General features: G+C 63.0%; 12 protein-coding genes and 1 pseudogene. 2 read left to right on the forward strand and 11 right to left on the reverse strand.

Annotated elements, in window-relative coordinates; all coding sequences use genetic code 11:
- Positions 1-1,523: IS1634 family transposase (locus CCR95_RS07105; RefSeq protein ID WP_201093093.1), on the reverse strand; the 1,523-nt coding region annotated here is incomplete at its 3' end.
- 160 nt (positions 1,524-1,683) lie between these two features.
- Between CCR95_RS07105 and CCR95_RS07110 the strand changes: the two are divergent.
- Positions 1,684-1,971 (forward strand): annotated as a pseudogene (locus CCR95_RS07110) (potassium transporter TrkG); the annotation flags it as partial.
- On the opposite strand, the gene mobB reads toward CCR95_RS07110, so the two are convergent.
- From mobB to CCR95_RS07125, 3 genes are all read right to left on the reverse strand, one after another.
- Positions 1,928-2,470 (reverse strand): molybdopterin-guanine dinucleotide biosynthesis protein B, encoded by a 543-nt coding sequence (gene mobB / locus CCR95_RS07115; RefSeq protein WP_201093094.1) that lies wholly within the window; start codon positions 2,468-2,470, stop codon positions 1,928-1,930. The pseudogene CCR95_RS07110 and the gene mobB overlap by 44 nt on opposite strands.
- A 113-nt stretch (positions 2,471-2,583) precedes the next feature.
- Complete coding sequence (locus CCR95_RS07120; RefSeq protein WP_201093095.1) at positions 2,584-3,819, reverse strand: HDOD domain-containing protein; 1,236 nt, start codon at positions 3,817-3,819, stop codon at positions 2,584-2,586.
- On the reverse strand, positions 3,816-4,397 hold the full coding sequence (locus CCR95_RS07125; RefSeq protein WP_276570236.1) for a Uma2 family endonuclease: 582 nt from the start codon (positions 4,395-4,397) through the stop codon (positions 3,816-3,818). The genes CCR95_RS07120 and CCR95_RS07125 overlap by 4 nt, the downstream gene beginning before the upstream one ends.
- A gap of 191 nt (positions 4,398-4,588) precedes the next feature.
- Between CCR95_RS07125 and ettA the strand changes: the two genes are divergently transcribed.
- A complete protein-coding gene (gene ettA, locus CCR95_RS07130; protein WP_201093097.1) occupies positions 4,589-6,256 on the forward strand; it encodes an energy-dependent translational throttle protein EttA in 1,668 nt (555 codons plus the stop codon).
- Positions 6,257-6,448: 192 nt separating this feature from the next.
- Here the strand turns inward: ettA and CCR95_RS07135 are convergent, their stop codons facing one another.
- The 7 genes from CCR95_RS07135 to rsxC form a co-directional block, all read right to left on the reverse strand.
- Positions 6,449-7,309, reverse strand: coding sequence for a ferredoxin reductase domain-containing protein (locus CCR95_RS07135; RefSeq protein WP_201093098.1), 861 nt, complete (start codon positions 7,307-7,309; stop codon positions 6,449-6,451).
- A 141-nt stretch (positions 7,310-7,450) separates the two neighbouring features.
- Entirely contained in the window at positions 7,451-7,654 is a 204-nt protein-coding gene (locus tag CCR95_RS07140; RefSeq protein ID WP_201093100.1) for a hypothetical protein, read from the reverse strand.
- Positions 7,647-8,237 carry an electron transport complex protein RnfA gene (locus CCR95_RS07145; RefSeq protein ID WP_201093102.1) on the reverse strand — a complete coding sequence of 197 codons (591 nt, stop codon included), beginning with the start codon at positions 8,235-8,237 and terminating at the stop codon, positions 7,647-7,649. The genes CCR95_RS07140 and CCR95_RS07145 overlap by 8 nt, the downstream gene beginning before the upstream one ends.
- Entirely contained in the window at positions 8,227-8,889 is a 663-nt protein-coding gene (rsxE, locus tag CCR95_RS07150; RefSeq protein ID WP_201093104.1) for an electron transport complex subunit RsxE, read from the reverse strand. Before rsxE ends, CCR95_RS07145 begins: the two co-directional genes overlap by 11 nt.
- Positions 8,890-8,907: 18 nt before the next feature.
- On the reverse strand, positions 8,908-9,588 hold the full coding sequence (locus tag CCR95_RS07155) for an RnfABCDGE type electron transport complex subunit G (protein WP_201093106.1): 681 nt from the start codon (positions 9,586-9,588) through the stop codon (positions 8,908-8,910).
- Between the two features lie 7 nt (positions 9,589-9,595).
- A complete protein-coding gene (locus CCR95_RS07160) occupies positions 9,596-10,624 on the reverse strand; it encodes an RnfABCDGE type electron transport complex subunit D (RefSeq protein ID WP_201093108.1) in 1,029 nt (342 codons plus the stop codon).
- A 145-nt stretch (positions 10,625-10,769) separates the two neighbouring features.
- Entirely contained in the window at positions 10,770-12,176 is a 1,407-nt protein-coding gene (rsxC, locus tag CCR95_RS07165) for an electron transport complex subunit RsxC (protein ID WP_242523106.1), read from the reverse strand.
- Positions 12,177-12,188: the final 12 nt, after the last annotated feature.

Here is a 12,188-nt window from a genome sequence, read left to right on the forward strand (position 1 = left end):
CAGTAGGCGAGGAAGGCGACGAAGATGTGGGCCTCGATGCGGTCGTCGCGCTGATGGAAGATCGGGCGGATGGCCAAGTCCCCCTTGAGCTCCTTGAACGCCTGCTCGACCTCGGTGAGCTGGATGTCATAGATCCACAGCGTGGCCGGATCTTCATTGCAGAGGTTGGAGCGCAGCAGGTAGCGGCCCTCTCGGCGGCGCACTTGACGCAGTTTCTTGCGGTTGAGTGCGAAGGTGAAGGTTTTGGCGTTGACCGCCTGATCGGCCTCAGGGAGTGTGATGCTGAGCAGGTGATAGGCGCGTCCGGCCTCTTTCTTGGCGGCACCGAGCTTCATGAGCAGCTCATCGCGTGAGGGTTCTTGGCGCTGGAGTTCCTGGAGCCGTTCACACAGACGTTTGAGTCGGCGTCGGCGCATGGCCCGCTCCTTGTGCATCCGACCGAGGCTGCGTGCGAGGATGTAGACCTCCCCATCCTGCTCCAAGAGCTTGACGTCGACCTGCTCGCGCACCTGCGCCCAGGGCTTGGCGAGGAAGGCTTTCTCGAGCTTGGTCAGCCGTCCCTTGGGTGTTCCCACCAGATCGTGCACCGGCGACTCGCTGGCGCGCATCTGCGCCAACGACTCCTCGGTCGGGATGCCACGATCCATGATCCACACCCGGTCGGCTCGGCCATACTGCGCCTCGATCTTGGCGAGAAAGTCGGTCAGGGTCGTCTTGTCGCTGGTATTGCCGGGCAGCACCTCGTAGGCCAACGGCAAGCCGTCGGGGGTGACGATCAGGGCAATGACGACCTGCACACAGTCGGGACGTTTGTCGCGGCTGTAGCCGAAGCGGCGCTTGCCATGCCCCGGCGGATCGGACTCGAAATAGGTGCTGGTCAGGTCGTAGAGCAAGACATCGAAACGCACCTCAAACAGCGCGATCCAACGCTCCTGGAGGGAGGAGAAGAGGGCGCGCTTGTGCACGAGCAGCTTGTCCAGGCAGCGGTAGAGGGTGTGACTGTGGGCGATGGCGAAATCCTCGCCGAGCAGATCACCGATCGCACTGTGGTCGAACCAATGCCGGTGCAGCCGCCATTCGCTGCCGGGGTCGATCAAGCGGTAACAGACCAGGGTCTTGAGCACGTTGAGCCAGCGCGTACCCTTGCGACTCGGCGGCAAGCGCGGTTGCCAGAAGTCATCCAAGCGCAACTGTTCCCACAGCGCGCACATCAGCCAGCACGCGCCCCATTGACGCGGGCGACACAGCCGCAAGCCGCTCAGGCGTACCTGAATGACATCACAATCGAGGACCGGAGATGGACGATCTTCTGGAAACAGCGCGACCTGCACCGTGGCTCCTTCGTCCTCGTTGACCACCTCGATCGTGCGGCACCACGCCGCCTTTTGGGTGTCGTTGATCTCGCCGAGATAGAGCACCTGGCGCTGCACCACGCGCCCGTCGGCGACGCGGCAATTCTCGACGATGCTCCAGTAGCGGTGCTCCTTGCCGTCTTTGCGGCGGGTCTTTGCGCGCAAGAACATGCCGACAGTGTCCGTGAAAAAGCACTCCGGCTCAACGACCTAGGTCGGCACTACAGAGGGGCTTCGGGTTCGCGGGTCTGGTGCATCAATAGCTTGAGCGCCATCGGGCGCCAAAATACGCCGAAAATCGGCCTAAGCGAGGTCGAATAGTCGAAGTCGGGTTAATCATCGCGTGGTGGACGCGGTCTGGGGCTTTTTCTCGCTCTATGTCGCCAGCTTCGTCCTCATGTCTCTGATGCTGGCGGCAACCGGGCTAGATCTGCTGACTGCTTTTTCGGCGGTTGCCGCCTGCATCAACAACCTTGGCCCCGGCCTGGCGCAGGTCGGCGCCCATTACGCCGACCTTCACGACCCAGCAAAATGGATCCTCTGCTTCGCCATGCTGCTCGGACGCCTGGAGATTTTCACCCTGCTGGTGCTTCTGAGTCCGGCCTTCTGGCGGCGTTGAGGAGAAAGTCGGCGATCGTGTCCGCGTCGTCGAGCGGCAGGATCGGCGGGTGTCCGTCAGCGGGCAGTCTGTCGGGGGTCGCCACCGCGATGATGTCGCCATCGCCCGGATAGAGCGGAGCCTGGCCGAGAGCGGCGCGATAGATCTCGATCTTGGGATAGTGGGCATGCTTGAAGCCCTCGACCAGAATCAGGTCGAGGGTATCCGACTCGAAGCGCGACAGCATTGCGCCGAGATCGGGATCAAACCCTCTAAATCGATTCTCGACCTGCAACGCCCAGCGTTCGCGCGAGGCCAGCAGGGTCTGGGATGCGCCGGCGGCGCGGATCTCGAAGCTGTCCTTGCCCGGCACGTCGAGGTCGAAGGTATGATGGGCATGCTTGAGATACCCGACCCGCAACCCCCGTTCGTGCAGAACCGCGACGAGCCGCCGCAGCAGAGTGGTCTTGCCGCTGCCGCTCGGGGCCACGAAGCCGAATACCGGAAGATCAACTCGCATCGTTTGTATTTCGTTCCTGGAAGGCGTTTTTGAGCCGCAAAGAGCGCATGGAATTTTCGATGGTTTCAGCCCAGTCGGTCGCTCGCAACGACGCAAGCCTTGACGCACGCGGTTCAGGCGCCCCCCTTGAGCATCCCGATCACCGCAGCCAGTTCCTCGCTCGCCTCCGCGATCACATCGACTTTGCCGTTGGTTTCCGAGAACCCCAGGCCCAGCTTGAAATAGGCAGGCACTTCGTCGTAACGCGGCACCGGACCCCGCAACTCGGACTGATTCATGCGATAAAGCCGAGCCACCAGGACGATATCGCAATCATCGGGCCGGTCGCCCCGGTCACGGTACCAGCGGCCCGATTCGCGCACCACCTCGACCAGCTCGGGTCCAAGCCCCCAATAGCTCACCACCAGTTCGCCCACCATGTCGCGCAGCTTGAGGATGGCGGCATCCAGTTCGTCATCGTCGATCTCGCGCTCATGGCGGCTGACAAAATCCAGGATGGGAATCTCGCCGACATCGTGCAGCAGTCCCGCCAGCAGGGCCTCCTCGGGGTTGATCCCCTTGCAATGCCGAGCAATCACAAAGCTCAGGGCGGAGATATGGACGCTGCGATTCCAGACCGCCTTCATCCGCTGCTTCATCAGCGGCGATTTGGTCTTGAAGACTGTTTGCATGGCCATGCTGACAACGGCCCCGCGGGTGAGGTCCATGCCGAGCCGGATGATGGCGCTGCGCAGGTCCGTGGTCGGCTTGGCGCCGCGGTAAACAGGGCTGTTGGCGAGCCGGATCAGCCCCCCGGTCGCGGCCGGGTCCATCTGCACGATACGCGCTAACCGCGCCGAATTGATGTTCGGGTCGCTCATGGCCTCCTGGATCGCCCGCGCCACCTTCGGCAGCGAGGGCAGCGCGAGACTGCCGCTTTTGCAGGCCTGATAAAAGCGGACGAGCAAGGCGCTTTCGGCCTCGCTGAGATCCAGATCGTCGAGCGAGCCGCCCGGCGTGGGACGATCGCCGCTGAGCGTCTCGTAAAGCTGTCGATCCAGACGCAGCAGCTCGGCATCGCCGAGGGCGACGGCAGAGTCCCGCAGACGACCCGGCTCGAACACCGGTCGACAGGCCCGCATCGAACCCGCCTCCACGATGTCCTTCTGGTCGCCCTTGAGCAGACAGAGCTTGCCGGTCAGCAAATAATCCAGCCAGGGATGTTCCTGAGTCGCGACGAGTTTTTTACCCGCCGGAATCGAAGCGACCTGACCGCCTCGGGCGAGGCGCGTGCGCTGATCGCGAGTCAATCGATGCACAGGAATCAGGTCTTCCAGAGTCTCCGCGGACAGGTTAGGGGCAGCGGTCAAACCAGCACCTCCGCGAGCCGGAGCGTCACCTTTGGCAACAGCAGAGGCGACAGCGTTTCAGTCGCCGACGCTTTGCGGATGAGACGGTACAGCCCCTCTGCGGATTCGCGATAGACCGTCAGTTCGCCTGACTGGGCGTCCAGCAGCCAGACTTCCGGGATGCCTGCGCGCGCATAGAGCGGGAGCTTCACGTCGCGATCATAGGCCAGCGTGGTGTCGGATACCTCGACGATCAACCGAATGTCGCCCGGGCCGGGATGCCTGTCGCTGTAATTCTCACGGTTGACCAGCGCGATATCTGGCTGGGGTTCGCTACGGGTGTCGAGCGAAACGGGATTTTGAACACGCACCATATAATTGGCGCGCGACCCGCCGCCCAGCAGTTCCGCCAGGCGATCAACGAGGAAGGCATGTTTGCAGCCGATCGGCGCTATGTCGATTAACTCCCCCTCGATCAGTTCGACGCGGTCGGTCGCGTCCAGCAGACCGGACTGCGCCATCCGCCGATAGTCCTCCACCGACCAGCGGTGGCGCGACGGAATGGGCGCGGTTGCTCGCGAAGACAGCACGGATGACATGCAATGCTCCCGACCCTTGGTTGTCAGGGGAAACGATGCCTGAAGTATATTCGGCGCCGGCGTCCCATTTTGGACATTTCACCTTCGACAGCGCAGAATGCCCATCGACAAGCGGGGCGCAACGCCCCTCCCCGGCATCCGTCGCGGCGCATCCCTGACGACATTCCCCAAGCAACCAAACCTCAAAAACCATGGCTCAATACATCTTTACCATGAACCGGGTGGGCAAGATCGTGCCGCCCAAGCGTGTCATTCTGCGCGACATCTCGCTCTCCTTCTATCCCGGCGCCAAGATCGGCGTCCTGGGTCTGAATGGCTCGGGCAAATCCACCCTGCTCAGGATCATGGCCGGTCTCGACACCGAAATCGAGGGCGAGGCCCGTCCGCTCGCCAACATCAAGATCGGCTTTCTGTCGCAGGAACCGCAACTGGATCCCGCCAAGGACGTGCGGGGAAATGTTGAGGAGGCGCTCGGCCATATCAAGGACGCGCTGACCCGGCTGGATGAGGTCTACGCCGCCTATGCCGACGCGGACGCCGATTTCGACGCCCTGGCCAAGGAACAGGCAGATCTCGAAAACCTCATCGAAGCCACCGACGGACACAATCTGGAACGCACCCTGGAGGTCGCCGCCGACGCCCTGCGCCTGCCGCCCTGGGACGCCGATGTCACCCGGCTCTCCGGCGGCGAGCGTCGCCGTGTCGCGCTCTGCCGGCTGCTGCTCTCCAAGCCCGACATGCTGCTGCTCGACGAACCGACCAATCATCTGGACGCCGAGTCGGTCGCCTGGCTCGAACGCTTCCTGCTCGAATATCCCGGCACCGTGGTCGCGGTCACCCATGACCGCTACTTCCTGGACAATGTCGCCGGCTGGATTCTGGAACTGGACCGCGGCCACGGTATCCCCTGGGAAGGCAATTATTCCTCCTGGCTGGAGCAGAAAGAGCAACGCCTGGAGCTGGAACAAAAGCAGGAACACGCCCGCATCACGGCCATGAAACACGAGCTGGAGTGGGTGCGATCCAACCCCAAGGGTCGCCACGCCAAGAGCAAGGCGCGCATGGCCCGCTTCGACGAATTGCAGTCGCAGGAATTCCAGTCCCGCAACGAGACCAACGAGATCTACATCCCGCCCGGCCCGCGTCTCGGCGAGCTGGTGATCGAGGCGACCGGGCTCAAGAAGGGCTATGGCGACAACCTGCTCTACGAGAACCTGACCTTCAACCTGCCCCAGGGCGGCATCGTCGGCATCATCGGCCCCAACGGCGCCGGCAAGACCACGCTGTTCCGCCTCCTCACCGGGCAGGAACAGCCCGACGCCGGCATGCTGCGCATCGGCGAGACGGTCCAGATCGCCCATGTCGATCAGAGTCGCGACGCGCTCGACGACGACAAGACCATCTGGCAGGAAATCTCGGACGGCTCCGACACCATCGTCGTCGGTCGCTACGAGATGCCCTCGCGTGCCTATTGCGGTCGTTTTAACTTCAAGGGCGGGGATCAGCAGAAGCGCATCGGCGATCTGTCCGGCGGCGAGCGCAACCGGGTGCATCTGGCCAAGCTGCTGAAAAGCGGCGGCAATCTGCTGCTGCTCGACGAACCGACCAACGACCTGGACGTCGAGACCCTGCGCGCGCTCGAAGAGGCCCTACTGACCTTCCCCGGCTGCGCGGTGGTCATCAGCCATGACCGCTGGTTCCTGGATCGCATCGCCACCCACATCCTCGCCTTCGAGGGCGATTCGCAAGTGACCTGGTTCGAGGGGAATTACGCCGACTACGAGGCCGACCGTCACCGTCGTCTGGGCACCGACGCGGATCAGCCGCACCGGCTTAAATATCGGCGGTTGTCGGCTTAAACCGCGTCCAGAGCGAGAGACTGCGTTTCGAGTGAGTTCGACGTTTGGCGCATCCCCGGACCTTAGCGGGGACGCGGTTTAAAATTTAAAAGTTATATTTTTTAATCGCTTAAACCGCGCCCGCTCCGGCAGTCATAGAGGCTGCCGAGGTTGCGCCAATCCAAAAACATCGACTACCGCGCTGGGCGCGGTTTAATCGTAGGTCAATTCAGACCAGCGTCCCTCGTCGATCAACTGTTGCTTGACCTGCTTCCAAGCATCCGCCGATCCCGCCTGTTCGGCCATGACCTGATCGAACGCCAGCGCGATCTTGCCCAGCCCCGAGAGGAAGACATGGGTGTTGGATTCGCGGATCAGACGCCAGGCATCGGCGGCGTGCTCGGCCAGAACCTGCTCCAGTGCCTGCGATGAGGTCGTCATGGGGCGCGCGCCTAGAGCGCGAAAAGCCTTAAAGGTCTTGTCGTCGTAATAATCGGCGAGATCGGTGCTCTCGTCGTTGGCGTACATGAGATCGAGCCCGCTGCGCCCGCCGTAGTAGAGCCGCACCTGTCCCTTCCAGTCGCCGCGACGCTCGTAGATGAGTTGGGCAAACGCGCGGAAGGGCGCGACGCCGGTACCGGTGCCGATCATGAGCAGATTGGCGCGATTGTCCAGCGGCATCTTGAAGGGGCTCAGATAGGGACCGCTGATGGTCAATTGGTCGCCCGGCCGGGCGTCGCAGAGATAATTGGAGGCCACGCCGGGATAGCGCTCGCCGCTGATCTCGTCGACGCAGAAGCAGCGACGCACCAGGATCTCCAGGGTCACGCCATCGCCCACCGGGAGATTGCGGGCATTGGCGATGGAATAGCGGCGCAGATGCAGGGCGTTGCCGAAAGCGTGCGGACCGGGCACCAAGACGCCGATACTCTGCCCCTCGACGAACTGAAAGGCCGGATCCAGCACTTCGAGCGTGAGGTGGCGGACTTCATCAGCGCTGTCCGGGGTGATGCGCTGGGACGCTTTGATGACGGCCTCGGTGGTCGGGCCGATCGCGGGGGAAAACTCACTCATCCTCTAGCTCCTCAAGCTTGCGGCTTAAAGCCGTAAGAGATTATTTAAATTAAAGACAATCAGCAGATTGCGGAAACTTGACTGCCGCGTGACGCGACTCGCGGATCAGGCTGCGGCGATGCACGACCGCAACCGCGACCGTCAGCGCGGTCGAGGGGGCGCGACGGGCAATGACGACGGGCGTTTCTCGCACTGACCGCTGCCGCAGGAACAACCGCCATCCTCGCGCCGAAAGGGTCCGAGTTGTGGGTTTCCGGCCGCAAAGCGCGCATAGACCCGCTCCACCCAGACCCAGCCGGCCAGCACGGCGAAGATGATCAGCGGGGCCAGCAAAAACTTAACCATGCCCACCCCCGAGACCCGCGAAGCCCATGAAGGCGAGCGAGAGCAGCCCCGCCAGCATCAGGCTCAGGGCCGCACCCTGACTGACGCTCGGCACCCGCGCCAGGGCGAGCTTTTCGCGCAAGCCGGCCATCAGCATCAGGGCGAGCATAAAGCCGGCGCCAACGCCCAGGGCATAGACCAGACTCTGCACCAGGTCATATTCCTTGGATGTCTGGAAAAGCGCCAGGCCAAGCACCGCGCAGTTGGTGGTGATGAGCGGCAGAAAAATCCCCAGCGAGCGAAACAACGCCGGACTGGTTTTCTTGATGAACATCTCGACCAACTGCACCGCCGAGGCGATGACGGCGATGTAGCAGATAAGTCGCAGGAATTCGAGTTCGAGCGTGGTCAGCAGCCAGTTGATGCCGTAAGCCGACGCGGAGCTGACCAGCATCACGAACAGAGTGGCCAGTCCCATATTCCAGGCGGTTTCCTTCTTGGCCGAGACGCCAAGGAAGGGACAGATGCCGAGGAACATCGCCAGCACGAAATTGTTGACCAGCGCGGCGTTGAGAAAGATGAGCGGGAGCGATTCAGACTGCATTGGCGGTGACTCCAGCTTGCTCGGTGGCCTGGCGTTCCTTGCGCAGACGCAACCAGTTGAAGAACAGCAGCCAGGCACCCAGCACGAAAAAGCCGCCGGGCGGCAGGATCATGATGACCCAGCCCTGGAAATTGTCCGAAAAGAGTGGAATGCCCAGGATGCTCCCGTTGCCGAGCAGCTCCCGCACCGTGCCCAGACTGAGCAGGGCCAGGGTGAAGCCCAGGCCGGTGCCAAGACTGTTGACGATGGTTGGCAGCAGACGCTGCTTGGAGGCGTAGGCTTCAGCGCGGCCCAGAATGATGCAGTTGACCACGATGAGCTGGATGAAGGCGCCGAGCGCGGCATAGAGTTCCAGGCTGATCGCCTGGATGCCATAGTCGACGACGGTCACGAAGGTGGCGATGATCACGATATAGCTGGCGATGCGCACCTGCTTGGGAATCCAGTTGCGCAGCAGTGACACCAGCGCGCCCGAGCCGACCAGCACGAAGGTGCTGGCAAGCCCCATGCTCAGGGCATTGAGGGTGGAGTTGGAGACCGCCAGAACCGGACACATGCCGAGCAGCATCACGAATACCGGGTTTTCCTCCCACAGTCCGCGGATGAAGGTATCTGCGGTCAGGGTCTCTTGTGTGTTGGGCAATTCAGCCATTCCTCAATGCCTCGCGGTTCAGTGCGTGTCGGACAGGGTCGCCAGATCCCGCTGGATCGCCGGGACGGCGCGCTGGGCGGCGGAGTTGGCCGCCCGGCCCATCGCATTCGATGAGATGGTCGCGCCGGTGATGGCGTCGATCTGCCAGGGTTCGGTCTTGGAGCCGTGCTTGACGGTCACGATGGCGTTGGCGAGCGCCGTGCCGTCGGCATTCAATCGGGCGTCCAATGCCTTGAAGTTCTTCAGGAATTCTGGATCCAGGTCGAGCTTGTCGCCGAACCCTGGTGTTTCGTTCGACTTGAGCACCTTGCTGCCGATGATGCACTGGCAGCCCGGATCGTAGGCGAACATGACATGGACCAGATCGGCGTAACCGGCGCCAGCGCCAGTGAAGGCCGCACCCTTGAGTTGGCCGTCGGCGTCATAGGCCGCGTAAACGCGTTCGCCCGTGGCTCCCTCGCCCGCGGGCGCCAGACCGCCCGCTTCCGTGATGACGAAATCCTGTTTGGAAACCGCACCCGGCAGCACGCGGAACACCGCCTTTTCGGTCAGGATGCGCTGTTTCTCGGCGATGATGGGCGCGGTGAACAGGTAGACCAGCACCACCAGCAGGCCCGAGATCATGGCGATTCCACCCAAGGTGCGCAGCATGGGCCAGGCGGGAGCGGCCGCGGGTTGGATCTGTACGTTGCTATTCATCGTGGGTTCACTTCGATCCGTAGACACGCGGCTGGGTCCAGCTTGAAATCAGCGGACCGATGGCATTCCCGAGCAGGATGGCGTACATCACGCCTTCCGGCAGTCCACCGAACAGACGGATGATCACCGTCAGGGCGCCGATGAAGAGCCCGTAGACGATCACGCCACGCGCGGTCACTGGCGAGGCCACCATGTCGCTGGCCATGAACCAGGCGGCGAGCATGAGTCCGCCCGAACAGAGCACGAACCAGGGGCTCGGATAGAGGACCGGATCGAGCAGCCAGAAGGGCGTGGCGACCAGCACCGCGCCGGCCATGACGCTGGCCGGAATGCGCCAGTCGAGCATCCGCTGCCAGGCGAGCCAGAGCCCGCAGATCAGGATCAGGAGCGCGGAGGTCTCGCCGGCGGAACCGGCGATCAGGCCGGTTAAGGTGTCGCCGAGCGGCGTTTCGATGTGCTGGAACTTCTGCAGGGCGAGAGGCGTGGCGCCGGTCCAGCCGTCCATGTGCAATCCGGCGACCCAGTCGGCGACCGGGATCGGCTGCATGAAGGGCAGCGTGAGCGTAGACGGGATCAGCTCCGCGAAACGCCCCGGCGCGAAGGCCGGGGTCCAGGTAGTGATGGCCACCGGAAAGGCCGCCTGCACGAAGGCCCGTCCCACGAGGGCCGGATTCATGACGTTGTAGCCCAGCCCGCCGAACAGCGCCTTGCCGAGCGCGATGGCGACGAAGGCCGCGACCGCCGCCATCCAGAGCGGAAAGCCCGGCGGCAGGGTCAGACCGAGCAGCAGTCCGCTGATGACCGCCGACCAGTCCGCGACCGTGTTGCCCCGCCCGCTCTGGCGCGCGAAGAACCATTCGGTCGCGACCGCCACGCCGGTGGTGGTCAGCAGCAGCAGCAAGACGCTCAGGCCAAACTGCCAGACCGCGAAGGCCGCGATCGGCAGCAGCGCCAGCACCACGGTGCGCATGATCCGGTCGACCGACATCGCCCGCTTGAGATGCGGGGAAGTCCTGATTTCAATGTCTTTAAACATATCAAGTTTTTTTAGTTGTCAGTTGGCAGTTGGCAGTTGGCAGTTGGGGGTTGGCGGTTGTCATTATCAGTTGTCAGTACCTTTTCGTTCGTTTGTTCGCTCCGACGTGGCGCCAGTGAACTGACAACTGACAACTGACAACTGACTACTGTTTCCGCTTGCGATTGATCGCCTTGGAGATTCGGAAATACTGGGTCAAGGGGATATTCGACGGACAGACATAGGCGCAGCAGCCGCACTCGAAGCATTGATCGAGGTGGTAATCCGCGGACATAGTCACGTAGTCGCGCGCCTGCGCCAACTCGCCCAGCATGGAGGGATTGAGCGAAATCGGACAGGCGTTGAGACATTCGCCGCATTTGATACAGGGATAAACCTGCTTCCGAGCCGCATTCTCGTCCTCGGCCTCCAGCACCACCACACCCGACACAGATTTGGTGATGGGCACGTCGAGCGAGGCCACGGTCATGCCCATCATGGGACCTCCCAGGATCACCCCGCCCGCGTTCGGCTTGACCCCAACCTGTTCGAGCAGGAAGCGCACCGGCGTGCCGATCGGGACCATGAAGTTCCCCGGACGTTCGACCGGCAGTCCGCTGACGGTGATCACCCGCTCGATCAGCCCGCGACTCTTGGGCAGCAGATCGCCCATCTGGGCCAGGGTGCCGACGTTGAAGACGGCCACGCCGATGTCCGAGGTCAGGTGGCCGGCCGGAACCTCAAGCCCCAGCAGGCTGCGGATCAGCATCTTCTCGGCGCCCTGCGGATACTTGGTCTGGACCGCCTCGGCGGTGATCGGCAGGTGTTGGGGCAGACGCGCGCGCAGATGGGCGACCGCGTCGAGCTTGTTGTCCTCGACCCCGATGATGGCCCGCTTCGCCCCGGTCGCGCGCATCGCGATCCGGATGCCGCGAATCAGCGACTCGGTCTGTTCCAGCATGATGCGATGGTCGCAGGTGAGATAGGGCTCGCACTCGCAGCCGTTGACCACCAGGGTCTCGATGGCCTTGCCCGCCGGCGGGATCATCTTGACATGGCTGGGGAAGGCCCCGCCGCCCAGCCCGACCAGACCGGCCGCCTGGACCGCCGCGATGATTGCCTCCGGTTCCATCTGTTCAGGATCCTGTTCCTGGTCGTAGAGCACCTGTTGTCCGGCGGCCAGATAGACCTTGAGAAAGATCGCCGGCGCCTTGGGGCCCTCGGCGGTCGGTCCCAGTCCGATCTTCCGGATCACCCCGGTGGCGGGCGCGTGCATCGGCACCGAGACGAAACCGTCCGCCTGGGCGATCGGTTCGCCGCGCACCACTTCCTGACCGACCTTGACGAGCGGGATGGCGGGTTTGCCCTTGTGCTGGGACAGCGGGATGATCAGTTCGGGCGCGAACGGCAGACGCCGGATCGGCTTGTCCGCCGTCAATTCCTTGTGTTCGAGCGGATGGATGCCGTGATCGAAGGTCGGGGCACGCTGGAACAGGCTGAAGAGCCCTTTGGAGGAACGCGGCTCCACCGGGAACCGACCGCTTGAATCGAGAACCGCTGTTTGCTCTTGCATCGAAGGATCCGC

Source organism: Thiocystis minor (assembly GCF_016653465.1).
GTDB lineage: Bacteria > Pseudomonadota > Gammaproteobacteria > Chromatiales > Chromatiaceae > Chromatium > Chromatium minus.